Origin of the sequence: Bacillus xiamenensis (assembly GCF_000300535.1) — a bacterium.
Classification (GTDB): domain Bacteria; phylum Bacillota; class Bacilli; order Bacillales; family Bacillaceae; genus Bacillus; species Bacillus xiamenensis.
The window spans coordinates 1-24,188 of the sequence record NZ_AMSH01000049.1 but is presented as its reverse complement, the minus strand read 5'-3'; the positions used below and the strand labels follow the sequence as shown (position 1 = coordinate 24,188).

Below are 24,188 nucleotides of genomic sequence, written 5' to 3'. Positions count from 1 at the left end.
GATCACAAGTATGCTTTTTCAAACTTGAAGGTGTTTTTGATTTGTCTCATCTGATGGGGTCAGTTCCCAAGGAGGCGGGCTGTTTTTTATTGTCCTGATGAATTTGTCGATGAGCTCATCGTATCCGTTGACCCTGTTTCATCAGAGGATGAATTGGTCTGTGAATCTGTTTCAGTCGATGACTCAGAAGAAAGCTTTAAATGCGTCCGTAATTCATTTTGTACTTCAGCCAAGTTGGTTTGATCCGGCTCAAAGAAGTATGTTCGATTTGGTCCTAAATAAAGGTCTGATCCTTTAATAGAAAGTGTTTCTGTGTCGTCTCCTTTAAAGCCGCTGTAGATTTGCTGAAGAGCAAGTCCTTCCGTGATACGGAAGTTGGTCGTAATGTGATCACTTACTTCTTTTGCGATATTATCCACGTTTGCAATGTTCTTTGGCTTCGCCATTTGATCAATTATTGCGCGTAAAATCTGCTTCTGACGATCGTTACGCCCGAAATCACCACGTGGATCTTGCTTTCTCATCCGCGCGTAAGCAAGTGCTTCTTCCCCATTTAAATGCATATTGCCTTTTTTAAAGTAAATCTTTTTCGATTTTTTGACGTCACTTTTTTCATTGAAATCAAATGGAACATCTACATCAATTCCACCAACTTCATCAATGACATCTTTGAAGCCATCAAAATCCACTGTTGCATATTTATCGATCGGAATATTCAAGAATTGTTCGACAGTTTCGATCGTTTCTTCTTTTCCGCCTTTTGCAAATGCCGCATTGATTTTCACTTTATTGCCAGTTGTGTCACTTGCAAGCTGTACCCGTGTGTCACGAGGGATACTCACCATTTTCATCGTTTTATCCTGAGGATTAATGGTTGCGACAATGAGTGAATCTGAACGGCCATGATCACCATTCGTGGCATAATCCTCTATGCCGACAAATAAAACGGAGAAAGGTTTTTTCTTAATATCAATGACAGTATCACGCAGCTTAGATTTCTCCCCGCGTTCTAATTCATCATATGTTTTGTCAGCAGCCTGAAGTGTATTCACAATTTTATAAACGGCAAATCCGCCTATGCAGATGAAGAGAAGCAAAAATAAGACCAGGATACGCTTAAAAATTTTTTTCTTTTTATTTTTTTTCTTTCGTACACGCACTTTTACTCGTTGTGCCATTCATCTGTCTCCTTTATCGGACCAATGTCCTTTTCTAAATAAATAAGTTCGCCTTCTTTTGTCACACTCTTTCCATTTGTCAGCTCAGTCATCCATCCAATGAATTGCTCTGTTTGTGTTTCTTCTACATATGTCTCGAAAATAACATCTTCGGCATAGTGGATTTCTTTTAGGTGAAAAGATGAGGCTCTAAGCTCATTCTCTACCTTACCAAGCCATGTATAATCTATTGTTGTGTGCATCGTACGCATTAAACAGCGTTCTACTATACCGACATGATTGATTGCTTCTGATACAGATTTTCCGTACGCACGAATTAACCCTCCGGCACCTAGCTTAATGCCGCCGAAATAACGAGTGACAACAACAACCGTATCTTTCAGCTTACGTTTTTTCAATACTTCAAGCATTGGTACACCTGCCGTACCGCTTGGTTCACCATCATCATTTGCTTTTTGAATCAGGTCATGTTCACCAATCAGATAAGCTGAACAATTATGAGTGGCATTCCAATGCTGTTTTTTAATGGATTGTATAAATGCTTGTGCTTCTTCTTCTGAGACAGCACGCTGTATATGACAAATAAAACGTGATTTTTCAATGACGATCTCATGCTCGCCACGACTTTTCACTGTGAAATAGCGGTTCAGCAAAAGACATACCCTCCTGACAAGCAAATTGTAAGACTAGAAAAATTTGCATGACTTTAGAATTTTACAGCGTATTTTGTTATGATGATAGAAGCGGAAAAAGGGTCGTCATAAACACTTCATGATTTATACGCATTCTTTCATTATAATTCGACATAAAATACAGATCAATGACATTTATAATAAAAAAAGATGACATCACTGTTACGGGAGGGAAAAGCCATGACAACACCTAAAATGGATCCGAAATTATTGGATTCAATCATCATGAAAATGCTAAGTACAGTTGATGGCAGTAAGGACGAAGTATTTAGAATAGGCGAGCAGTCCCGTCAACAATATGAAAGCCTAGTAGAAGAGCTTAAACAAATCAAACAGCAAGTAAATGAAGTAATTGATTTTGGTGATAAACTAGAAGTACATACGAGACATGCTAGAAACCGATTATCTGAGGTCAGCAGAAACTTCAACAAATTCAGTGAAGAAGAAATTCGAGAAGCCTACGAAAAAGCGCATAATCTGCAAGTAGAACTCACCATGATCCAGCAGCGTGAAAAGCAGCTGAGGGAAAGAAGAGACGATCTAGAAAGACGATTACTAAGCTTACAAGACGTCATTGAACGTTCAGAAACACTTGTGAGCCAGATCACGGTCGTCCTCAACTACCTAAACCAAGATTTACGCCAAGTCGGTGTTTTACTTGAAGATGCTCAGGCAAAACAAGATTTTGGACTAAGAATTATTGAAGCCCAAGAAGAAGAGCGCAAAAGGGTATCACGGGAAATACATGATGGGCCTGCTCAGATGCTGGCAAATGTAATGATGCGTTCTGAATTAATTGAACGAATTTTTAGAGACCGTGGAACAGAAGAAGGCTTTAAAGAAATTAGAAGTCTTAGACAGAATGTGCGAAATGCACTGTACGAAGTGAGAAGAATCATTTATGATTTAAGACCGATGGCTTTAGATGATTTAGGTCTCATTCCGACGCTAAGAAAGTACTTAAACACAATTGAAGAGTACGATGGGAAAACCAAGATTACGTTCCAGTGCATTGGTGATACAGAAAGCGAAAGAATCGCTTCTCAATTTGAAGTGGCACTATTTAGACTAGCCCAAGAAGCTGTCACAAATTCATTAAAGCATTCTGAAGCTGAAGAAATCTCTGTGAAGGTTGAAGTAACGAAAGACTTTGTGACCTTAATTATCAAAGACGATGGAAAAGGCTTTGATATGAAAGATGTGAAAACAAATAAAAACAAATCATTCGGGTTACTTGGTATGAAAGAACGCGTTGACTTACTAGAAGGTAAAATGACCATTGACTCAAAAATAGGTCTAGGGACATTCATTATGATTAGAGTGCCGTTAACATTACAAAATAAAATTGTAAAATAGAGTCAAAAGACATATTGACCGTAAAGTTAAGGTGTAGAACAATAAACATGGGGAGGCGTAGCTTGTGACTAAAGTAAATATTGTAATTATTGATGATCACCAATTATTCCGTGAAGGTGTCAAACGGATTTTAGATTTTGAACCTACTTTTGAAGTAGTTGCAGAAGGAGACGACGGTGACGAAGCTGCACGCATCGTAGAGCACTATCATCCGGATGTTGTCATTATGGACATTAATATGCCGAATGTAAATGGTGTAGAGGCTACAAAGCAACTAGTAGAGCTTTATCCCGAATCAAAAGTCATTATCTTATCTATTCATGACGATGAAAACTATGTGACACATGCTTTAAAGACAGGAGCGAGAGGCTACCTGTTAAAAGAAATGGATGCAGACACCCTCATTGAAGCAGTGAAAGTAGTAGCTGACGGAGGTTCTTATTTACATCCGAAAGTCACTCATAACTTAGTAAATGAATTCCGACGCCTAGCGACTAGCGGCGTTTCAGCACATCCACAGCACGAGGTATATCCTGAAATTCGCAGACCACTTCATATCTTAACAAGACGTGAATGTGAAGTTCTTCAAATGTTAGCTGACGGAAAGAGCAACAGAGGTATTGGCGAATCGCTCTTTATTAGTGAGAAAACAGTCAAAAACCACGTGAGTAACATTTTGCAAAAAATGAATGTAAATGACCGTACACAAGCTGTTGTTGTAGCGATTAAAAACGGTTGGGTAGAAATGAGATAATGTTCCGAACAAGTACTCCTTTTTCGCCTGTTTTTGGTTCTCACACCTTTTTAGGTTGAGAGAGAAAATAGGCAGGACAAGGAGTCTTTTTCGGATATAGCAGCTTGCCTATTGATTAGGCAGGCTTTTTTGATTACTATTATAAATCTAATGAAAAACAATCAGGATACTTTTAAAATAAAAAGAGAAACGAATAAGGAAGGTATTTAAGAATGAAAATAGCCGTTGTAACAGACAGTACTGCTTATATACCACAAGAGCTGCGTGATAAACATCGAATTCATATGATCCCTCTTAACGTCATTTTTGGCAACGAATCATATCGAGAAGAAATTGAGATGGATTGGAAGACATATTATGAAGAAGTAAAAAAGCATAAAGATCTTCCCACGACCTCTCAGCCTGCTTTTGGTGAATTAGTAGGATTATATGAAAAATTAAGTGAAACATATGATGCGGTCATTAGTATTCATCTTTCGAGCGGAATCAGTGGAACATATAATAGTGTAGCCGCAGCGAACGACATGGTCGAAGGAATTGACATTTATCCGTTTGATTCAGAAACTAGCTGTATGGTGCAGGGATTTTATGCACTAGAAGCGGCTGAAAAAGTTCAAGAAGGTGCTTCTCTAGAAGAAATTTTAGCACACTTGAATCAATTGAAAGAAAGCGAAAGAGCCTATTTTATGGTAGACGACTTAACTCATTTGCAAAGAGGCGGCAGATTAAGTGGTGCTCAGGCTTTTATTGGGAGCCTCTTAAAGGTAAAGCCTATCCTTCATTTTGACAACAAGCTAATTGTCCCTTTTGAAAAGATTCGTACACGAAAAAAAGCCATTTCACGCATCTTTGAATTATTCGATGAAGATGCATCACGCGGTGTACCGATGAGAGCTGCAATCATTCATGGAAATAGAGAAGAAGAAGCAGAAGAATTGATTGCACATTTATCAGAAAAGTACCCTCATGTCGAATTTTATAAAAGCTACTTTGGTGCCGTGATTGGTACACATTTAGGCGAAGGCGCTTTAGGTCTTGGCTGGATGATTAGATAGATATCAAAATCCCCTTTTCGTATGGAAAAGGGGATTTATTTTTCTATTTTTGCAGTTGGACGAAAGGTCTTCTCTTTGTACATAATAGGCAAACATTAGTCGAAAGGTGTTGGGTAAAATTGAACATGAAGAAAGCGCTGGAACTCCGGCAGCAGCTCCAATCACGACACCTTCTTGCTTTTGAATGTCAATGTACACAGTCTGATTTTGATTGGCTGGAAAAGCAAGGATTTATTGATAGAACACACGCCATTGAAAGAGAATCGATTGGTTTAATATGCTGTCGATGCGGTGTATCAAATAAACGATATTTTGCCCGCTCACCGTGTGAAACATGTCAAAAAGACTGTCTATACTGTAGATCTTGCATCATGATGGGTAAAGTAACTGAATGTGGTTTCCTCTATGAATGGACGGGTCCGCACAAGGAAGAAACAATCCAAGCTGAATTGACATGGCAGGGAGAGCTGTCTAAAGGACAAAAGAGGGCGTCAAAAAGAATGGTAGAAGCGATAAAAAACACATCTGATTTACTGGTCTGGGCTGTTTGCGGTGCGGGGAAAACGGAGGTGCTTTTTCACGGAATTGAATATGCGTTAAATAAAGGAATGAGTGTCTGTATTGCGACGCCTAGAACCGATGTTGTACTTGAACTCGAACCACGAATTAGAAAGGCATTCCAAGGGCTTGATATAGCTGCACTTTATGGCGGAAGTCCTCAAAGATTTCAAATAGCACCGCTAATGATTGCCACAACCCATCAACTGATGAGATACAAAAATGCTTTTGATGTCCTCATAGTAGATGAAGTCGATGCCTTTCCTTATTCAATTGATGAACGTCTTCAATTTGCTGTTGTTAAGGCCATGAAGAAAACAGGAGTTAGGATTTATTTAAGTGCCACGCCATCTAAAAAAATGAAAAAGGATGTGGTTCGTGGACAATTAGAAGCGGTAAAAATTCCTTTGCGTTTTCACCAACAACCGTTGCCTGTCCCAGCATTTCAATGGATTGGACAATGGAGAAAGAAATTAAAAAAGAATCGGCTGCCATCTATTACAATGAACTGGCTGCAGGAACATATCAAAAAGAAAAAAAGGGTTTTACTTTTTGTCCCTTCTATTTCTACTATGAAGAGGGTCACGCAGATCCTTCGAGCACATCATGTAAATGTACAGGGTGTTTCTGCCGATGATCAAGATAGGAAACAAAAGGTTCAACACTTCAGAGAGCATAGATATGATGTTCTAGTTACAACAACAATTCTAGAAAGAGGCGTCACCATTCGAGATGTTCAGGTGGGTGTGTTAGGTGCAGAATCTACTATTTTTACAGAGAGTGCGCTTGTTCAGATTTCTGGCAGGGCTGGCAGACATCCTGAATACGCTAAAGGAGATGTGTTCTTTTTTCATTTTGGTTTAACGAGAAGTATGAAAAAAGCGAAGAAGCACATCGAACAAATGAACACGGTGGCTAAACAGGAGTTTTCTGAAAAATAGTGTAGGTTCAACTAAATCATGATACATTATATTCACAATACACAAATGGCAGGAGAGACAAAATATGCTACTCAACGCAAAAGAAATACTACTCAAAGAAATCCTCTATCAATATCTCAACCAATTAAACATGATTTGTCATTGTGAAAAGTGTATAGAAGATGTATTAGCTATTTCTCTAAATCAAGTGAAACCGCAGTATATAACAGATATCGATAAAATATCTTACAGTAAATCCGAGATGGTAGACAAACAGAAGAATACGGCCATGCTGGTCATTCTTATAGAAGCTGCTTCAACAGTCACAACATTTCCAAGGTGCGAAAAACGTTTGCCGATGAACAAGGAAAATAGTTGATTTGCCCGATTTGTGAGGGGCATTTTGTGGCTGCTTTTACATGGAAGTCATTTCTTCTATCAAATGAAGATCGTTTATGTGTAGCATGTAAGAGGAAGCTAACGAAGATTGACAGTCCTATTTGCCCCAAATGCGGAAGAGTACAGTCAGATGACCATTTGTGCCATGATTGTTCACGGTGGAATAAACGAACTGATTCTGAGGAAGTCCTTGAGAAGAATAGGTCTGTTTATGTTTACAACGATTTTATGAAAGATGTTCTAGCACGATTTAAATTCCGAGGTGATACGGCTTTAGCTGAGCTATTTAAAAGAGATGTACAAGCAGTGTTTAAACGCTCTTTTTCAATCAAAGAGCCTGTGCTTGTCCCAATTCCTTTGAGTAAAGAGAGGCTAAAGGAAAGAGGATTCAATCAGTCGGTAATGCTTGCTTCCATGATTGGTGGACCTATATTCCAGCCACTCATTAAAGTACATCAAAGGAAGCAGTCAAAGAAAAGCAAAAATGATCGTTTAAATCAAAAGGGTTTGTTCCAATTAAAACAGCCAGATCCGATCGTTCTAAAGGATGTCATATTAGTTGATGATATTTATACAACCGGGGCGACAGTCTACCATGCGGCAAGAATTTTAAAAGACGCAGGTGCCAAAAGCGTTTCCTCTTTTACGTTGATTCGCAGTTAAAAATCATGACAATCAACCGATATTAAGAGAAGAAAATAACGTAAGGGGTTTTGGTTATGAATCAATTGGCAAACTGTCCACAATGTAATCAGTTATTTTTAAAAACCACCATCCAAACGGTTTGTAACAAATGTTTTGAAGAAGAAGAACGTTCTTTTGATCTCGTTTATAAATTCTTACGAAAGCAAAGTAATAGACAATCAACCATTGCTGAAATAGTAGATGCAACAGAGGTTGATGAAGAATTAATCCTAAAATTTATTCGATTGAAAAGGCTTCAAATTAGTCAATTTCCGAATATCAACTATCCTTGTGAAAGATGTGGCCAACCGATCAGGAAAAATAAGCTATGTAGCCAATGTGAACAGGATATAAATGCTCAAATCAGCCAAATGAACCAAGAAGAAGAGCGTAAAAGAGAGATCGAATCTAGGAAAAAAGACACCTATTATGCCATTAATCCTAAAAATGACTGATTCCCTAAACTAAGTTGCAGTTTGGTCGATAAAATGGATAGAATCAAGACAGACTGTAACGGAAAGCGAGAGGAATCCCGTGAAAATTAATCGATATGGAACACAACCAGTAAATCCTTACAAGAAAACATATGAGAAACAAACGTTGCAATCGAATCAAGCGAAATCAACTGATAAAGTCGAAATTTCTAAAAAGGCAATCGAAATGCAAAAGGTGCCGAATATCATGAAAGAACGCCAAGATAAAATAGACCAAATTAAAAAAAGCATTGAAGCCGGAACATATCAAGTAGATACAAAAGGCATTGCAGATAAAATGCTAAATTTTTATAAACAACAATAACAAAAGGGAGTAGCGTGGATGTCAGTAAAAATAATTATTGAAGAGCTGCATCGTCTCTATGGATTACATGAACAGCTTCTAAAGCTGTCTAAGGATAAAACAGAAATGCTGAAAAATAATGAGATTGATACTCTTTCAGAGGTTCTGAACCTTGAGCAAAAATACATTCAGGCCATTTCACAATTAGAAGAAAAGCGGATTGAAGCCACAGTTCAATTTTTACAGAATGATCAATCACCGACCATCACCGCATGTATCGAAAAAGCTGAAGGTACGGATCAAAAAGAGCTTATTTCGCTATATGAAAAACTAAATGACATCATGGTGGAATTGAAAGGTGTAAATGAACTAAACAAACAGCTTATTCAGCAGTCACTTCAATTTATTTCACTGACATTCGATCTTGTAAATCCTAACAAAGAAAATATGAATTACGGACAAAATGGTCTTGAGAGTTCAAAGCCTAAACAGCATCGGGCTTTGTTTGATTCAAAGGCGTAAATAAGGAGGATATCTATGGGTTCTACATTCATGGGACTAGAAACGGCAAAACGAGGAATAACAGCTCAGCGTGCAGGTCTTTATGTCACATCAAACAACGTGTCCAATGCAAATACAGAAGGCTACTCAAGACAGAGAGTTGCCTTTAAAGCAGATAATCCTTACCCAGTGATTTCTGTATATGATGGCAAGACATACGGCCAAATGGGGACAGGCGTTCAAGTTGGGACTGTTGAAAGAATACGAGACAGTTTTTTAGATCTTCAGTATAGAGATCATAACAACAATATGTCTTATTATGCAGCGAAGTCGGATGCCCTTTCACAAATGGAAGGAGTTATGAATGATTTGACAGATGAAGGCTTGAATAGAGCTTTTGATAACCTTTGGAAATCATTACAGGTCCTATCAGAATCGAAAAATGCCGATACTGCTTCAGCACGTACAGTTGTTAAAACAAGTGCACAAGCTTTAGTTGACCAATTCCGTCTGCTTAATTCTTCTTTAACAACGATACAAAAGAATTTAAAAACCGAACTTGATTCAACAGCTAAAGATGTGAACACCATTTTATCTCAAATTGATGAAGTGAATAAACAGATTGCAGCAGTAGAGCCTAATGGTTATCTTCCTAATGATCTTTATGATACACGTGATGCTCTTGTCGATCAGTTATCCTCACTTGTTGATATTAAGGTGAGCTACAATCCATCTGGAGGGAATGCACTGAAAATTGCTGAAGGAACCGTCAACATCGACATGATCGGTGCAAATGGACAATCTGTTGGAACGATTTTAAATGGGATTACCAATGAAAAGTCTGAATTGCAAATTTCCTATGATGATACGACAGGACTTATCAACTCACTTCAATTTGGAACGACAACCATTGCAGCAGATCAATTACAAGTGAATGGAAAAATAAAAGCACTTGTTGAGGCGTATGGCTACATGTCAAATGGGGCTGAAAAAGGAATGTATCCAGAGATGCTTGCAGAGCTAGATGAAGTAGCACAAGTATTCATGGATACATTTAACGATGTGCATAAGCAAGGGTACACGTTAAATGGCACAAGCGGACAAGACTTTTTTGACATCGAGAATAACAATGATTTGAATAAAGGCTTGGCAGCTCGTATCAAAGTGAGCGATGTCATTTTAGCATCAACAGATAACATTGCTGCATCTCTTAATCAAACGCAAGGTGACGGTTCGAATGCTACACAATTAGCCGATATTCAAAACTTAAAGCTGGCAATTGGCGGAAATACAACGACGATTCAGGACTACTATCAAAATGTCATTGCTGAAATGGGAATACAAGGTAAAAAGAACATGACGCTTGAAAGCAGTTCAGCAGCGCTTGTTAACTCAGCCAATGAACGCAGAATGTCAACTAGCTCTGTATCTTTGGATGAAGAAATGACGAACATGATCCAATTTCAGCATGCGTATAACGCAGCTGCAAGAATCGTGACATTACAAGATGAGGTATTAGATAAAGTAATAAACGGCATGGGTGTCGTAGGAAGGTAGGGTAACTGATGCGAGTCACACAAGGTATGATTTCTCAAAACTCACTTCGCAATATTAGTAAAAGCTATGAAAAACTCTCTAAAATTAATGAGCAGGCACAGGCTGGAAAACGTTTCACAAAAACGTCTGATGATCCTGTTGCAGCAGTGAAAAGTCTTCAATATAGTACAGCCCTGTTTCGAAATGAACAATATCAAAATAATTTAAATGAGGCACGAAACTGGATTGATACATCTGAAACAAGTGTCACTGAAATCATTGATATTATGTCAAATATACGAGATAAAGTGCTTGATGCGGCGAATGGAACAAAACAGCCAGAAGATTTAGCTGCTGTCGGCGTAGAAGTTGGTCAGATGAAGAAACAAATCATCGATGCAATGAACACTCAAATGTTAGGTAAGTTTGTATTTAATGGGACGAATACTAATGTAAAACCAGTTGTAGAGAATGCAGATGGTACGTATACATTTAATTTTGAGACCTATACAGATGCAAACGCAGTGAAAACGAACATTTCTGATGGTATCACTTTAAATGTGAACTCAAATCCTCTAACAGCGTTTGGTGGTCAGTCTGCCAACGGTCAAAATGTCATTGAAATGCTGACGGATTTAGAAAACGCATTGAAAAATGGAACGTTTACGGATTCAGATGAGGCACTAGGTGATATTGATCAATTCAAAGAAGTGATGAGTGCTGAACGTTCGGATCTTGGTGCCCGAACGAATCGTGTTGACTTAGTCGAAAGCCGTTTGACTGCACAAGCCGAAGTGCTGAAAAATGCTAAATCAGATAACGAAGATGTTGAAAGTGAAAAAGCCATTCTTGATCTTCTTCAACAAGAGACAGTGAATAGAGCTGCCTTAGCAACGACAGCTAAAGTCATTCAGCCATCACTTGTCGATTTCTTAAGATAATAAAAAGCATCCGCTGGGTGCTTTTTTGCATCATGGAGGTGAACATTATGCAAATCCCGAGATTGTTAATAGAGCAAACTTATGCAAAGCTGCAAATGTCAACAACCCCCTCTAGCCAAGAATTAGAACAGCCAAGAGCGGATCTTGAAATTCAACAGCCAAAAGCTGTTATGAGCATCACAAGGACACCGTCGAAATTAACCATTGATCAAACTGAGGCGTTTGCTGATATGGATATCAAATCAATTTTTAGGCGTTCTGAGGAATGGGCAGCTGAAGGGAAACGTGCTGTTGGAGAGGGGATGGGTCGAAGAGCGGAAGAAGGAAGCGAACTAATCAAGATCGAGGAAGGTGGTAGTGCGATTGCGGAGTTTGCCAAAATCAATGGCAGTCCTCCAGCAAAACAATTCACCATCGGTGTGATTCCTTCATTCTTTAGTGTGAAAATTCACTATCAGCCATCCGAGCTTCAAATTGATGTGGAGCCGCAAAAAGCTGTCATAGAGGCAACACCTCATAAACCAATCGTTAACTACAAGCCAGGTAAGGTCAATATTGATATGCTACAATACCCTGAACTAAAAATAGAGGTTGACGAAACTGGTCAAAATGGTGATAAGGTATAGTTAAGAAAAACGAAAAAGGTCGTGAATTATGATCATTCAAACAAAATACCATGGCGAAGTGACGATTAAAGAGGAGCAGATCATCAACTTCTCTAACGGAATTCCAGGATTTCTAGATCAAAAACAATTTGTCATTTTACCTTTATCAGAAGAATCTCCATTTCTCGTTCTCCAATCATTGAAAAATGCAGAATTAGGCTTTATTGTCAGCAGCCCGTTTTTGTTCTTCAATCAATATGAATTTGACTTAGAAGAAGCGGTTGTAGACATTCTTGGTGTTGAAGATGCCAATGATGTAGAAGTGATGGTGATTTTAACAATGGGATCTTCTATTGAAAAAACGACAGCTAACTTAAGAGCGCCTATTATTGTGAACCGGAAAAACATGAAAGCCAAGCAAGTGATTTTGCATGATTCTGCCTATCATACAAAACATTTGTTAGAGGTGGCTTCCTCATGCTAGTTCTATCTCGTAAATTAAATCAGTCAATTCAAATAGGCGATGATATTGAAGTTAAGATTATTTCGATCGAAGGCGATCAAGTAAAAGTCGGGATTGAGGCCCCTAAGCACATTGATATCCATAGGAAAGAAGTTTACTTGTCTATTCAAGAAGAGAACAATCGTGCTGCAAGCTTGTCTTTAGATCTCCTTTCTCAATTATCCTCACAGAAAAAGTGAGGATTTTTTTATCTGATTCCTCCATTTTTCTCCGTGTAAAAGCGTTTCTATGTGGATGTACACCATCTATATGAAACTTTAACAAATCGGTCCATCTATATTTAATTTGAAAATTCAAAGCCGATATAAAAGATAGATTAAAAGCACAGGAGCTGAATAATTATGTCTGTTGGTAAGTTGACATCGCTAGAGCCACTGATTGATGCATTTCAAACCCGTGTTACGAATCATCAGAATGACAATGCAAACACCGATTTACAAGCAAATGGAAAAGTTGTTTCAAAGGACGAAATTGAAAAAACGCTTCAAGGAGCAAATAAGCTGATTGAACCTACTCAATTTCATCTTCAATTTGAATTACATGAAAAACTCAATGAATATTATGTCAAAGTCGTAGATAACCAAACTGAAGAAGTCATTAGAGAAATTCCTTCCAAGGAATGGCTTGATTTCTACGCGGCGATGACAGAGATTGTCGGTTTATTTGTAGATAAAAGAATGTAATTGAAGGGAGAATAAACAATGGTTAATCGAATTACTGGGTTTTCAAATGTGTTTGATATTGATGAAATCGTATCAAAACTCATGAAAACAGAACAAGCACCACTTGATAAAATGACACGCCAGAAACAAACACTTGAATGGCAAAGAGACAGTTATCGCGAGGTGAATTCGAAAGTCAAAGAATTAGATGATTTGATCAACAATTTAAACTTATCGCGTCCAAGTACATATGGCGCAAAAAAGGTGACAAGCTCAAACGAATCTGCTGTCACAGCAACTGGATCAACAAATGCTACATCTGGCTCGATTAATGTGACCCAACTAGCGACAGCTTCCGTATTCAAATCTTCTGGTACATCTGGGTTTACGCCAGCAAACGGTACGTTTACGTTTGAGGTGACAACACCAGATTCTACGACACCAAAAACAGTGACCATTAAAACCACTGATACAGATACCATTGATTCAATCGTGACAAAATTGAATAACTCTCAACTAGGTGTCACCGCTTATAAAGGCCAAATCTCTGATGGAACCAACTACGTGGATACGATCGCTCTGACTTCGCGTACGACTGGTGAAGGTGTCAGTATTAAAGCAACGGATGGCGATTCGGCTTCATTTTTAACGCAATTAGGCTTTCAGGTGGATGGAGATAATAAATTAGTTGCGACCACTCAAGGACAAAAAGCGCAATATGAAATTAATGGTCTCAAAATGGAAAATAACAATAATACATTCACGCAAGCTGGTATCACATATGAGCTCAAAGGAACAACGGATAAGCCTGTCAGCTTAAACGTTTCAACAGATGTGGATGCGATTTTTGATAAAATTAAACAATTTGTTGATAAATACAATGAACTGGTTGAGCAGGTCAATGGTAAAGTCAATGAAAAAAGAAACAGAGACTATTATCCTTTAACTACTGAAGAGAAATCAGCTATGTCTGAAAAGGAAGTTGAGCTTTGGGAAACGACCGCTAAGTCTGGCTTGCTGAGAAGTGATTCAATTTTACGATCTGGTGCATCTAAATTAAGAAGTGATTTTTATGCTGATATTACAACAAGTGATGGGAATAAAATTCACATGACACAAATCGGAATTACCACTTCAGATAAATATAAAGATGGCGGAAAGCTTGTAATTGATGAACCGAAACTAAGAAAAGCCATTGAAGAAGACCCGCAGAAGGTCAGTCAAATGTTCATCTCAGGTAGTTTAAACGTGGATTCAAAAGATCAAGACAAAGCGCAGCAACAATATAAAGAACAAGGGATCATTTATCGTGTCAAAAATTCTTTAACAGCCTTCACGAAGAGCATTCAAACAAAGGCTGGAAGCACAACGATGGCATTAAAGGAATACGGACTTGGTAAAGACCTTGATTCTTTGACAAAACGAATGAGTACGTTCCAAGACCGCTTGAAACTTGTTGAAGCCCGTTACTATACAAAATTTAATGCCATGGATAGTGCGATTCAAAAGCTAAACAACCAATCTGGCTATCTTTCTCAACTGCTTGGACAATAATTGGAGGTTTATAACATATGGCAATTCAGAACCCTTATGCCGCCTATCAGAAAAATTCTATTGAGACTGCAACACCGGCCGAGTTGACGCTTATGCTTTATGAAGGATGCTTAAAGTTTATCAAACTAGCGAAGCATGCTATTCAAAAAGACGATGCCGAAGCAAGAAACTTGAACCTGAAAAAGGCTCAAAACATCATCCAAGAATTAAATGTCACCTTAAATCGTACTTATGATGTATCAAAGAGCATGGCGAGTATGTATGACTACATTTATCGTAGACTTATTGAAGCCAATCTGCAAAATGACGAAGAGATACTGAATGAAGTAGAGCAATACGTGATTGATTTCCGAGATGCTTGGAAAGAAGTCATTCAAACCGATCGAAAAGGGCGTCATCACTCTATTGGGGGATCTCTATGAGTATTGTGGACCAGCTGCATGACCAAACATTAAAAATGGCAGCAGAAATAGAGGCCAATCCGCAAAGCGAAACACTGGTTGAAGACTTTGATGCTTTTTTAATTGAGAGAGATGAATTAATGAGAGACATTCAGCATGAGCTTTCAGTTCAAGAGAAAGAGAAGATCAAGGAAATTATTCAAACAGATCAACAGATGGCGAAGCAATTAACAGAGATTCAAAATGGGATAAAAGCAGATATTCAAGCCATTCAACGCAAGAAAACAAAACAGTTAAATTATCAACATCCGTACCAGCCCATGACAAGTGACGGCATATACTACGATAAACGGAAATAAATAGGTGAGACCTGTGGCGTATCGTTCAGATGACTATATCTTATTAACCACATATTATGAACTTCTATATACGATAGAAGAGAGTCTGAAATATTTAGATGAAATTGAGAAGGATTTCACTAAAACAGAAGGGGATCGGATCTTTAATGATCTGATCCATGCCTTCTTTCACTTAGAGACAACACACCCCCTTCTGCTTTCAATTATTGAAAATGATGACTTTGCCAAGACGATTCGTTCGTTTGACCAAATTTTTTTAAGTTTCGATATACTAGCTTTCTATACATTCCCTTCAAATCACTTCCAGTCATTCCTTACAGCATATTTTATACCTGAATATAGAAAGTGGATGGATGAAATACATGCCTGCATGAGGCCGTATGTCATTCATTAATTTTTGTTCAATTCAGACCATTCGGAGGAATTTATGAGACTAAAAAATCAATTTTTATTTGGGCTTATTGTCATATGTGTATTGTTTGTCAGTATTTTAGGATTTTCAAGCTTCATCTATTACAAAACAGATCAATCCTATAAAGCACTCCTCAGCAAAGAAGTAAAGCTGTATCAGACCTCACTGGAATTAGAGACATTGCTGCAAAAGCAGGAAGCACAAATCAAAACATATGTGGTTGTGCAAGACGCTGAAAATTTACAGAAAATTGAGCAAACATATGAAGATATTAATAAGAAAACAACTGAAGCATTAAAACTTAGCACGGTTAAACAAGCAAAAAATCTATTAGATCAAATTTCCGAAAAGAATTATCTTTACTATACCTCAACGAATCGATTATTTAATTCACTGAATATGCAAAATCAAAAAGAATTCAACACCCGCCTCACGCAAGAATTACAGCCTATCGAACAAAAAATACATACCTTTACACAAGAATTTGCCCAAACCCAACTGAAACAGCGTGATCAAAAAATCAGTCAGCTCAACCAAGAAAGTAATCAATTATTGCTGACACTCATTCTTGTCAGCGCAGCAATTGTGGTCGGCTTTTTGATCATTGGGGTCAGATTCGTCCGTCGAATGACAAAACCGATTGTCTCTGTCACACATGCTGCCAGAAGGATGGCAGATGGTGATCTCACACTTGAAGAGATTGATGTAACCTCTAAAAACGAGATTGGTCAGCTCGCTGCAGCTTTTAACCAAATGACAACTCATTTACGTCAGTTGATTTTACAGGTGCAAAACGGATCAAGGCAGCTGGCTGATTCTGCTACTCAATTTGAAGAAACTATCAGTCAAACCATATCGGCTAGTGAACAGACGTCTAGCTCGATTGAACAGGTCAGTGAAGCTTCACGTGAACAATCGGGAGCAGTTGGAAAAGTGGCCTCTGCCATTCAAGAAGTCTCAACCGGCATGCATAATGCGGCTGAACATACATCTGATGTTTCGGGTCACTCAATTTCAGTGACTGAAAAGGCTGAAGAGGGCGCATCCCTCATTCAACAATTTGTGAAACAAATGAGCTCTATTAAAGAATCTGTGAATGAACACCATTCCACAATGGCCAATGTACAAGTTCAGTTTACCGGCATCCAAGACCTGTTAGGGAATATCCATGCTATTGCAGACCAGACGAATTTGCTTGCTTTAAACGCAGCCATTGAAGCGGCAAGGGCTGGGGAACACGGCAGAGGCTTTGCGGTTGTTGCAGATGAAGTCAGAAAGTTGGCGGAAGAATCGAGTCAGCTGACAGATCAAATTAGTCAATTACTCGCGAACGTGAACAAAGATACTGAAAGGTCATCACATTCTATGACGAAGGTGGAACGAGATGTAGCAGAAGGTGTGAAAGTATCGCAATTGTCTGAACAGAGCTTTCATGACATTCTGGAATCGATCCGAGATATTTCCATGAAAGCAGAGGAGCTGTCAGCCACTACAGAGCAAATTTCAGCTAGTACAGAGGAAATTTCTCAAACAGTTGGTGTCATTGAAGAAGGGGCTAAACGGAACTCAGAAGAGACAGAGTATATGTCGGCGGCTGTTGAAGAATCATTAGCGGCGAATGAAGAAATGAAAGCAGCTGCAGAAGATTTAAAGTCCTTGTCTCAATCACTGAAAACATCTATCTCATCTTTCAAGATTTAAAAGCAAGCTGGTCTTTTTCAAGAATCACTCGAATATATATTCATCACCTATCAAGAAAAAGTTGAAGCACCGCAGGATTCGACAAATTTCAATAAAAATTCACATTTTTTTTACGTTTGAGCAGGAGAAAAGGAGGGAAAAGTAGAAATAGGTTTACATATCCTTAATTTTAAAGGAGGCGTTCTTTACATGAATTACAATGTTAGAGGAGAAAACATCGAAGTAACACCTGCACTAAGAGATCATGTCGAGAAAAAAATTGGAAAGCTGGAGCGTTATTTTGAGTCAGATGTTGATGCTTCAGTCAACGTAAACTTGAAGTTTTACAACGATCAAGAATCTAAAGTTGAGGTTACCATTCCAATGACTGATCTAGCACTTCGAGCAGAGGTGCATAATGAGGATATGTACAATGCAGTAGACCTAGCAGCCAGTAAATTAGAACGTCAAATTAGAAAACACAAAACAAAAGTCAACCGTAAATTCCGCGAGCAAGGTGCGAAAAAGCATTTATTTGCTGGGGGAAATGGTGCTGCCGATGTAGCAGTTCAAGATGACGAAGAAGTGGATGAAACAGAAATCGTCAGACAAAAACGGTTCAACTTAAAACCAATGGATAGCGAAGAGGCCATTCTCCAAATGAACATGTTAGGTCACAGCTTTTTTGTCTTCACAAATGCTGAGACAAATTTGACCAACGTGGTCTATCGTCGAAATGACGGTAAATATGGACTCATTGAGCCAAACGCTTAATCATCAGCTTCAGCTGGTTTGGAAATAACCTAAAAAAAGTAAACCCGTTCCCTTCATTAGGGGCGGGTTTTTTGTTCTAAATCATTGCAAATTCTTTGGAAATCAAGGAAGGTATGGTATGATAAATGCAGGTAAATATGGACCTGTCAAACTTTTGGACATGCCGAAAAATTGCATGAAAATAGAGGAGCGTTATTATATGCTTGGAATTTTAAACAAAGTGTTTGATCCTACGAAACGTACGATCAGCCGATACGAAAAAAAGGCAAATGAAATTGAAGCTCTCGCTCAAGATTTCGAGAAATTATCTGACGAGGCTTTACGAAATAAAACAATCGAATTTAAAGAAAAACTTGAAAAAGGACAATCTGTAGACGACCTTTTGGTTGAAGCATTTGCAACGGTTCGCGAGGCATCCCGCCGCGTGACAGGAATGTTCCCGTTTAAGGTGCAGCTCATGGGGGGGATTGCGCTTCATGAAGGCAACATCTCAGAGATGAAAACAGGTGAAGGTAAAACGTTGACATCAACAATGCCTGTTTATTTGAATGCTCTTACTGGAAAAGGCGTCCACATCGTGACAGTCAACGAATACTTGGCAAGCCGTGATGCGCAGGAAATGGGCAAGATTTTTGAATTTCTTGGATTAACGGTTGGCTTGAACTTAAACAGTTTAGACAAAGATGAAAAAAGAGAAGCGTATGCTGCTGATATTACGTATTCAACAAACAATGAACTTGGCTTTGACTACTTACGAGATAACATGGTGCTGTACAAAGAGCAAATGGTTCAAAGACCCCTTCATTATGCCGTCATTGATGAGGTTGACTCCATCTTAATTGATGAAGCGAGAACACCTTTGATTATTTCTGGACAAGCTGCAAAATCGACAAAGCTTTACGTACAAGCAAATGCATTTGTTCGTACGTTAAAAGCAGAAGACGATTTCACTTATGATATTAAAACAAAAAGTGTACAGCTGACTGAAAGCGGAATGACGAAGGCGGAAAAAGCATTCGGCATCGAGAACTTGTTTGATGTGAAACATGTGGCTCTTAACCACCACATCGCGCAAGCTCTTAAGGCACATGTTGCGATGCAAAAAGACGTGGATTATGTCGTGGAAGATGGCCAAGTCGTTATCGTTGACTCCTTCACAGGACGTTTAATGAAAGGACGCCGCTATAGTGAAGGTCTGCACCAAGCCATCGAGGCAAAAGAGGGTCTTGAAGTGCAGAATGAAAGCATGACACTTGCAACGATTACGTTCCAGAACTACTTCCGTATGTATGAAAAATTATCTGGTATGACAGGTACAGCAAAAACGGAAGAAGAGGAATTCCGTAATATTTACAATATGCAGGTTGTGACAATCCCGACCAATAAACCAGTGATTCGTGATGACAGACCTGACTTAATTTACCGCACAATGGATGGGAAATTTAAAGCAGTGGCTGAGGATGTGGCACAGCGTTATATGACTGGGCAGCCAGTTCTTGTCGGAACCGTTGCTGTTGAGACATCAGAGCTGATTTCTAAGATGCTGAAAAACAAAGGCATTCCTCATCAAGTGTTAAACGCGAAAAACCATGAGCGTGAAGCACAAATTATCGAGGAAGCTGGGCAAAAAGGTGCCGTCACGATTGCGACAAACATGGCGGGACGTGGAACAGATATTAAGCTTGGCGAAGGTGTGAAGGAACTAGGCGGTCTAGCTGTTATTGGGACAGAGCGACATGAATCACGTCGTATTGATAACCAGCTCCGTGGTCGTTCTGGTCGTCAAGGAGATCCAGGGGTTACACAATTTTATCTATCGATGGAAGATGAATTGATGCGCCGATTTGGTGCAGAGCGGACAATGGCGATGCTGGACCGCTTCGGCATGGATGACTCAACACCAATTCAAAGTAAAATGGTGTCTAAGGCTGTTGAATCTTCCCAAAAACGTGTTGAGGGGAATAACTTTGATTCCCGTAAGCAGCTTCTGCAATATGATGACGTGCTTCGTCAACAGCGTGAAGTCATTTACAAACAGCGCTTTGAAGTCATCGATTCTGATAACTTAAAATCGATTGTGATCAACATGATTCAATCGTCTATTGAGCGGGCTGTTGGCTCTTACACGCCGAAAGAAGAGCTTCCTGAGGAGTGGAAACTAGATGGTCTTGTTGAATTAATCAACACGAACTATTTAGATGAAGGTGCCATTACGGTCAAAGATATCTTCGGCAAAGAAGCAGATGAGATCACGGAATTCATTATGGATCGTATTAAAGAGAAATACGATGCAAAAGAAGAGACATTTGGCGAGGAACAAATGCGTGAATTTGAAAAAGTCATCGTTCTTCGTGCGGTAGATTCGAAGTGGATGGATCATATTGATGCAATGGATCAGCTGCGTCAAGGAATTCATTTACGTGCGTACGCGCAAACCAATCCGCTTCGTGAGTACCAAATGGAAGGATTTACGATGTTTGAGCATATGGTTGCTTCAATTGAAGATGACGTGGCCAAATATGTTCTGAAATCAGAAATCCAAAACAACCTAGAACGTGAGGAAGTTGTTCAAGGTCAAACAACTGCTCATCAGCCTCAAGAGGGTGATGAGGAGAAAACAGTGAAGAAAAAGCCGGTGCGTAAAGTGGTGGATATAGGTCGAAACTCACCATGTCACTGCGGAAGCGGCAAGAAATATAAAAATTGTCATGGGAAGACAGAATAAGTAATGGAAAGAGGTGAAAACCTCTTTCTATTCATGTCAGCTCCTATACATCTATGAGGTGAAGGGTATGGAATTAGTAGAAATTAGACAAGAGCTTGAAAATATGGCTAGCAGGCTAGCTGATTTTAGGGGGTCTCTTTGACCTCGATACCAAAGAAGCAAAAATTGCAGAGCTTGAGGCGACCATGTCAGAAGCTGATTTTTGGAATGATCAGCAAAAGGCGCAAGGTGTCATCAATGAAGCCAATGCACTGAAGGATTATGTGAATACATATCATGAGCTCAGTGAATCTCATGAAGAGCTGCAAATGACGCATGATTTATTAAAGGAAGATTATGATGAGGAGCTTCATGCAGAGCTTGAAAAAGAGCTGAAGAGCTTAACTAAACAGTTTAACGAGTTTGAACTGCAACTGCTCTTAAGCGAACCGTATGACAAAAACAATGCCATTCTTGAGCTTCATCCAGGTGCAGGCGGGACTGAATCACAGGATTGGGGATCTATGCTCCTCAGAATGTATACCCGCTGGGCAGAGCGCAGAGGCTTTAAGGTTGAAACACTTGATTATCTTCCAGGTGATGAAGCCGGAATTAAGTCTGTGACATTGCTGATTAAAGGACATAATGCTTACGGTTACTTAAAAGCAGAAAAGGGTGTCCATCGTTTGGTTCGTATTTCTCCTTTTGATTCATCTGGCCGTAGACATACATCCTTCGTTTCCTGTGATGTAATGCCAGAATTCAATGAAGAAATTGATATTGATATTCGTACAGAGGATATTAAGGTCGATACGTACCGTGCAAGTGGTGCTGGTGGTCAGCACGTCAATACGACGGACTCTGCTGTTCGTATTACCCACATCCCAACAAATGTCGTGGTAACTTGCCAAACAGAAAGATCACAAATCAAAAACAGAGAACGCGCAATGAAAATGCTGAAATCTAAGCTTTATCAAAAACGGATCGAAGAACAGCAGGCGGAATTGGATGAAATTAGAGGAGAACAGAAAGAAATTGGCTGGGGAAGCCAAATTCGCTCTTACGTCTTCCACCCATATTCCCTTGTGAAAGACCACCGGACCAATACGGAGATGGGAAATGTCCAAGCGGTGATGGATGGAGATTTAGATTCATTCATTGATGCTTATTTACGTTCGAAATTATCATAAAAACTCGGCTTCTTGCCGGGTTTTTTTAATTATGAGAAAATAAAATGAATATAAAGGAATACATACGCCATACTGACTCTATATCCTTTGTATGATGAAATTAGCAAATAAAGGGGGAAATACTTTGGGATTAAAACCATTACAAGAGACGTGGGATTTAGATGCCTTTTTTAAAGGAGGCAGTTCTTCACCGGAATTGATGACATACTTACAGCACATCCATCAGCTATTAGATGAATTACGTCAAAAGGTAGATGCCTTTTCAAAAGAAGATACACAGATTGAAAGCAGATTAACGTCTGTCCTTGAAACATATGAAATCACATATAAAAAGCTATCACAAGCAGGTTCATTTGTATCATGTTTGCAATCTCAAAATACAAAGGATATGAAGGCGGGGAGCCTTCGAGGGACCATTGCCAAGCTGGCAGCTGAATTAGGAACCATTCTTGCCCGCTTTGATCAATCACTTGCTGCCATCCGTACTAGCAAGTGGGAAGAATTGATGAATTCAGCTGCTTTTTCAGATGTTCGCTACATATTAAATGAACGAAGAGAGCGTGTGAAGGATCTGCTGCCTGTTGAACAGGAAACACTGATTCAAAAGCTGGCGGTAGATGGGTATCATGCGTGGGAGGAGCTTTATACCAGTTTAGTGAATAAGATCACCATTCCATTTGAGCAAAATGGTGAAACACAGATGATCTCTGTAGGCCAAGCAGAAAATGCGATGGATGATTCAGACCGTGAAGTGAGAAAAGCCGTTTATCATAATTTAGAGCATGCCTGGACACAGGATGAACATTTATTTGCAAGCACGCTCAATCATCTTGCGGGTTTCCGTTTACAAGTGTATGAAGCAAGAGGCTGGGATCATATGTTAAAAGAGCCTCTGGATATTTGCCGGATGAAACAAGAAACACTCGATACGATGTGGTCCGTCATTGATGAACACAAACAGCCATTCATTGATTACTTACAGCGCAAAGCTGACATGCTTGGGGTTGATAAACTGAGCTGGTTTGATGTTGGAGCGCCAATTGGAAGTGAGACAAAGACCTATTCTTATCAAGACGCAGCTGCTTTTATTATTAAGCATTTCGCAGGGTTTGGAAAAAAGCTTGCTGCCTTTACTGAAAAAGCCTTTAATGAACGCTGGGTAGAGGCTGAGAATCGTCCCAACAAACGAGTGGGCGGTTTCTGTACGAATTTCCCTGACAGCGGGGAATCACGTATTTTTATGACCTTCTCAGGGACGCCGTCCAATGTAGCGACACTTGCACATGAGCTTGGTCATTCGTTCCATCAGGAAGTGATGCAAGACGTTCGTATGCTGAATCGTCAATATGCGATGAATGTAGCTGAAACAGCGTCGACATTCGCAGAAATGATTGTGGCGGATGCTTCATTAAAAGAAGCAGTAAATGAAGAAGAGCGCCTCAGTTTGTTAGAGGATAAGCTGCAGCGCAGTGTGGCGTTCTTTATGAACATTCAATCACGCTTTTTATTTGAACAGCGCTTTTATCAAGAGCGTAAACATGGAGAAGTGCCGGCTGACCGCTTGAATGAGCTGATGGTAGAAGCGCAGAAGGAAGCCTTTGGTGACTCTTTAGATGAATACCATCCGCATTTCTGGGCGTCTAAATTGCATTTCCATATTACAGGTGTACCGTTCTATAATTTCCCTTATACCTTTGGGTACATGTTCTCGTTAGGTATTTATGCGAAAGCATTGCAGGCCGGGGCATCGTTTGAGGAGAAATACATTGCGCTATTAAAGGATACAGCTTCAATGACTGTAGAAGATCTGGCCTATAAGCATTTAGGTGTCGACCTCACTCAAAAAGTATTTTGGGAAGAGGCGATTTCACTGGCTGTGGCAGATGCCGAAGCGTTTTTAGCAGCGACGAAAGAATAAAATCCGAAAGCTCCCATTATGGGAGCTTTAGCGTGTAGACAAACCCTCGCATTCG

Annotated in this window: 26 protein-coding genes and 1 pseudogene; 25 read left to right on the top strand and 2 right to left on the bottom strand. The window is 39.4% G+C overall.

Annotated features, from left to right (window positions below):
- Positions 1 to 86: 86 nt before the first annotated feature.
- Both BA1_RS14000 and BA1_RS13995 read right to left on the bottom strand, forming a co-directional pair.
- Positions 87 to 1,178, bottom strand: a complete 1,092-nt coding sequence (locus BA1_RS14000; RefSeq protein ID WP_008360210.1) for an LCP family protein — start codon at positions 1,176 to 1,178, stop codon at positions 87 to 89.
- Positions 1,163 to 1,831 carry a YigZ family protein gene (locus BA1_RS13995; RefSeq protein ID WP_008360208.1) on the bottom strand — a complete coding sequence of 223 codons (669 nt, stop codon included), beginning with the start codon at positions 1,829 to 1,831 and terminating at the stop codon, positions 1,163 to 1,165. The genes BA1_RS14000 and BA1_RS13995 overlap by 16 nt, the downstream gene beginning before the upstream one ends.
- A 219-nt stretch (positions 1,832 to 2,050) precedes the next feature.
- Here BA1_RS13995 and degS point away from each other — a divergent pair, with 219 nt between their 5' ends.
- The 25 genes and pseudogenes from degS to BA1_RS13875 all read left to right on the top strand — a co-directional run bounded on the left by degS (position 2,051) and on the right by BA1_RS13875 (position 24,133).
- Positions 2,051 to 3,226 carry a two-component sensor histidine kinase DegS gene (degS, locus tag BA1_RS13990; RefSeq protein ID WP_008360205.1) on the top strand — a complete coding sequence of 392 codons (1,176 nt, stop codon included), beginning with the start codon at positions 2,051 to 2,053 and terminating at the stop codon, positions 3,224 to 3,226.
- A gap of 64 nt (positions 3,227 to 3,290) precedes the next feature.
- Positions 3,291 to 3,980, top strand: a complete 690-nt coding sequence (gene degU / locus BA1_RS13985; RefSeq protein ID WP_008348273.1) for a two-component system response regulator DegU — start codon at positions 3,291 to 3,293, stop codon at positions 3,978 to 3,980.
- A 212-nt stretch (positions 3,981 to 4,192) separates the two neighbouring features.
- On the top strand, positions 4,193 to 5,035 hold the full coding sequence (locus BA1_RS13980) for a DegV family protein (RefSeq protein WP_008360202.1): 843 nt from the start codon (positions 4,193 to 4,195) through the stop codon (positions 5,033 to 5,035).
- Positions 5,036 to 5,154: 119 nt separating this feature from the next.
- Positions 5,155 to 6,534 (top strand): ATP-dependent helicase ComFA, encoded by a 1,380-nt coding sequence (locus tag BA1_RS13975; RefSeq protein ID WP_008360199.1) that lies wholly within the window; start codon positions 5,155 to 5,157, stop codon positions 6,532 to 6,534.
- 64 nt (positions 6,535 to 6,598) lie between these two features.
- Positions 6,599 to 6,892 (top strand): late competence protein ComFB, encoded by a 294-nt coding sequence (comFB, locus tag BA1_RS13970; RefSeq protein ID WP_008360197.1) that lies wholly within the window; start codon positions 6,599 to 6,601, stop codon positions 6,890 to 6,892.
- A pseudogene (locus tag BA1_RS19690) lies at positions 6,889 to 7,053 on the top strand (double zinc ribbon domain-containing protein); the annotation flags it as partial. The gene comFB and the pseudogene BA1_RS19690, both read left to right, overlap by 4 nt.
- 165 nt (positions 7,054 to 7,218) lie before the next feature.
- Positions 7,219 to 7,575 carry a ComF family protein gene (locus tag BA1_RS19530; protein ID WP_237739228.1) on the top strand — a complete coding sequence of 119 codons (357 nt, stop codon included), beginning with the start codon at positions 7,219 to 7,221 and terminating at the stop codon, positions 7,573 to 7,575.
- Between the two features lie 56 nt (positions 7,576 to 7,631).
- Entirely contained in the window at positions 7,632 to 8,051 is a 420-nt protein-coding gene (locus tag BA1_RS13960; protein ID WP_008360193.1) for a TIGR03826 family flagellar region protein, read from the top strand.
- 79 nt (positions 8,052 to 8,130) lie between these two features.
- Positions 8,131 to 8,394 (top strand): flagellar biosynthesis anti-sigma factor FlgM, encoded by a 264-nt coding sequence (gene flgM, locus BA1_RS13955; protein WP_003213252.1) that lies wholly within the window; start codon positions 8,131 to 8,133, stop codon positions 8,392 to 8,394.
- Between the two features lie 18 nt (positions 8,395 to 8,412).
- Positions 8,413 to 8,895 carry a flagellar protein FlgN gene (locus BA1_RS13950; protein WP_008360191.1) on the top strand — a complete coding sequence of 161 codons (483 nt, stop codon included), beginning with the start codon at positions 8,413 to 8,415 and terminating at the stop codon, positions 8,893 to 8,895.
- A 15-nt stretch (positions 8,896 to 8,910) separates the two neighbouring features.
- The gene (gene flgK, locus BA1_RS13945; protein ID WP_008360189.1) at positions 8,911 to 10,431 is read left to right on the top strand and encodes a flagellar hook-associated protein FlgK; all 1,521 of its coding nucleotides are present in this window, start codon (positions 8,911 to 8,913) and stop codon (positions 10,429 to 10,431) included.
- An 8-nt stretch (positions 10,432 to 10,439) separates the two neighbouring features.
- Positions 10,440 to 11,351, top strand: coding sequence for a flagellar hook-associated protein FlgL (flgL, locus tag BA1_RS13940; RefSeq protein ID WP_008360187.1), 912 nt, complete (start codon positions 10,440 to 10,442; stop codon positions 11,349 to 11,351).
- Positions 11,352 to 11,398: 47 nt separating this feature from the next.
- A complete protein-coding gene (locus BA1_RS13935) occupies positions 11,399 to 11,977 on the top strand; it encodes a DUF6470 family protein (protein ID WP_008360185.1) in 579 nt (192 codons plus the stop codon).
- 28 nt (positions 11,978 to 12,005) lie between these two features.
- Positions 12,006 to 12,440, top strand: coding sequence for a flagellar assembly protein FliW (fliW, locus tag BA1_RS13930; protein WP_008360183.1), 435 nt, complete (start codon positions 12,006 to 12,008; stop codon positions 12,438 to 12,440).
- The gene (csrA, locus tag BA1_RS13925; protein WP_008360181.1) at positions 12,434 to 12,658 is read left to right on the top strand and encodes a carbon storage regulator CsrA; all 225 of its coding nucleotides are present in this window, start codon (positions 12,434 to 12,436) and stop codon (positions 12,656 to 12,658) included. The genes fliW and csrA overlap by 7 nt, the downstream gene beginning before the upstream one ends.
- A gap of 162 nt (positions 12,659 to 12,820) precedes the next feature.
- On the top strand, positions 12,821 to 13,162 hold the full coding sequence (gene flaG, locus BA1_RS13920) for a flagellar protein FlaG (RefSeq protein WP_008360179.1): 342 nt from the start codon (positions 12,821 to 12,823) through the stop codon (positions 13,160 to 13,162).
- A gap of 18 nt (positions 13,163 to 13,180) precedes the next feature.
- A complete protein-coding gene (locus BA1_RS13915) occupies positions 13,181 to 14,695 on the top strand; it encodes a flagellar hook-associated protein 2 (protein WP_008360176.1) in 1,515 nt (504 codons plus the stop codon).
- Positions 14,696 to 14,712: 17 nt separating this feature from the next.
- Positions 14,713 to 15,117: a flagellar export chaperone FliS gene (gene fliS / locus BA1_RS13910; protein ID WP_008360174.1), complete on the top strand. Its 405-nt coding sequence runs from the start codon at positions 14,713 to 14,715 to the stop codon at positions 15,115 to 15,117.
- Positions 15,114 to 15,455: a flagellar protein FliT gene (fliT, locus tag BA1_RS13905; RefSeq protein ID WP_008360172.1), complete on the top strand. Its 342-nt coding sequence runs from the start codon at positions 15,114 to 15,116 to the stop codon at positions 15,453 to 15,455. The genes fliS and fliT overlap by 4 nt, the downstream gene beginning before the upstream one ends.
- Positions 15,456 to 15,468: 13 nt before the next feature.
- Complete coding sequence (locus BA1_RS13900) at positions 15,469 to 15,849, top strand: DUF8042 domain-containing protein (protein WP_008360170.1); 381 nt, start codon at positions 15,469 to 15,471, stop codon at positions 15,847 to 15,849.
- Between the two features lie 33 nt (positions 15,850 to 15,882).
- Complete coding sequence (locus BA1_RS13895; protein ID WP_008360168.1) at positions 15,883 to 17,568, top strand: methyl-accepting chemotaxis protein; 1,686 nt, start codon at positions 15,883 to 15,885, stop codon at positions 17,566 to 17,568.
- Positions 17,569 to 17,757: 189 nt separating this feature from the next.
- Entirely contained in the window at positions 17,758 to 18,321 is a 564-nt protein-coding gene (hpf, locus tag BA1_RS13890; RefSeq protein ID WP_008360166.1) for a ribosome hibernation-promoting factor, HPF/YfiA family, read from the top strand.
- 199 nt (positions 18,322 to 18,520) lie between these two features.
- Positions 18,521 to 21,046: a preprotein translocase subunit SecA gene (secA, locus tag BA1_RS13885; protein ID WP_008360165.1), complete on the top strand. Its 2,526-nt coding sequence runs from the start codon at positions 18,521 to 18,523 to the stop codon at positions 21,044 to 21,046.
- A gap of 67 nt (positions 21,047 to 21,113) precedes the next feature.
- A protein-coding gene (prfB, locus tag BA1_RS13880) for a peptide chain release factor 2 (protein ID WP_145939408.1) occupies positions 21,114 to 22,215 on the top strand; the annotation gives its coding sequence in 2 pieces (ribosomal slippage) (positions 21,114 to 21,185 and positions 21,187 to 22,215; 1,101 coding nt in all).
- Positions 22,216 to 22,339: 124 nt separating this feature from the next.
- Entirely contained in the window at positions 22,340 to 24,133 is a 1,794-nt protein-coding gene (locus tag BA1_RS13875) for a M3 family oligoendopeptidase (RefSeq protein WP_008360161.1), read from the top strand.
- The last annotated feature ends 55 nt before the right edge of the window (positions 24,134 to 24,188 follow it).

What these genes read in the sequence shown, in the direction of transcription:
- BA1_RS14000 (WP_008360210.1), bottom strand. Translation starts at nt 1,178, where the DNA reads ATGGCACAACGAGTAAAAGTGCGTGTACGAAAGAAAAAAAATAAAAAG.
- degS (WP_008360205.1), top strand. Translation starts at nt 2,051, where the DNA reads ATGACAACACCTAAAATGGATCCGAAATTATTGGATTCAATCATCATG.
- BA1_RS13980 (WP_008360202.1), top strand. Translation starts at nt 4,193, where the DNA reads ATGAAAATAGCCGTTGTAACAGACAGTACTGCTTATATACCACAAGAG.
- comFB (WP_008360197.1), top strand. Translation starts at nt 6,599, where the DNA reads ATGCTACTCAACGCAAAAGAAATACTACTCAAAGAAATCCTCTATCAA.
- BA1_RS13960 (WP_008360193.1), top strand. Translation starts at nt 7,632, where the DNA reads ATGAATCAATTGGCAAACTGTCCACAATGTAATCAGTTATTTTTAAAA.
- BA1_RS13950 (WP_008360191.1), top strand. Translation starts at nt 8,413, where the DNA reads ATGTCAGTAAAAATAATTATTGAAGAGCTGCATCGTCTCTATGGATTA.
- flgK (WP_008360189.1), top strand. Translation starts at nt 8,911, where the DNA reads ATGGGTTCTACATTCATGGGACTAGAAACGGCAAAACGAGGAATAACA.
- flgL (WP_008360187.1), top strand. Translation starts at nt 10,440, where the DNA reads ATGCGAGTCACACAAGGTATGATTTCTCAAAACTCACTTCGCAATATT.
- BA1_RS13935 (WP_008360185.1), top strand. Translation starts at nt 11,399, where the DNA reads ATGCAAATCCCGAGATTGTTAATAGAGCAAACTTATGCAAAGCTGCAA.
- fliW (WP_008360183.1), top strand. Translation starts at nt 12,006, where the DNA reads ATGATCATTCAAACAAAATACCATGGCGAAGTGACGATTAAAGAGGAG.
- csrA (WP_008360181.1), top strand. Translation starts at nt 12,434, where the DNA reads ATGCTAGTTCTATCTCGTAAATTAAATCAGTCAATTCAAATAGGCGAT.
- flaG (WP_008360179.1), top strand. Translation starts at nt 12,821, where the DNA reads ATGTCTGTTGGTAAGTTGACATCGCTAGAGCCACTGATTGATGCATTT.
- BA1_RS13915 (WP_008360176.1), top strand. Translation starts at nt 13,181, where the DNA reads ATGGTTAATCGAATTACTGGGTTTTCAAATGTGTTTGATATTGATGAA.
- fliS (WP_008360174.1), top strand. Translation starts at nt 14,713, where the DNA reads ATGGCAATTCAGAACCCTTATGCCGCCTATCAGAAAAATTCTATTGAG.
- fliT (WP_008360172.1), top strand. Translation starts at nt 15,114, where the DNA reads ATGAGTATTGTGGACCAGCTGCATGACCAAACATTAAAAATGGCAGCA.
- BA1_RS13895 (WP_008360168.1), top strand. Translation starts at nt 15,883, where the DNA reads ATGAGACTAAAAAATCAATTTTTATTTGGGCTTATTGTCATATGTGTA.
- hpf (WP_008360166.1), top strand. Translation starts at nt 17,758, where the DNA reads ATGAATTACAATGTTAGAGGAGAAAACATCGAAGTAACACCTGCACTA.
- secA (WP_008360165.1), top strand. Translation starts at nt 18,521, where the DNA reads ATGCTTGGAATTTTAAACAAAGTGTTTGATCCTACGAAACGTACGATC.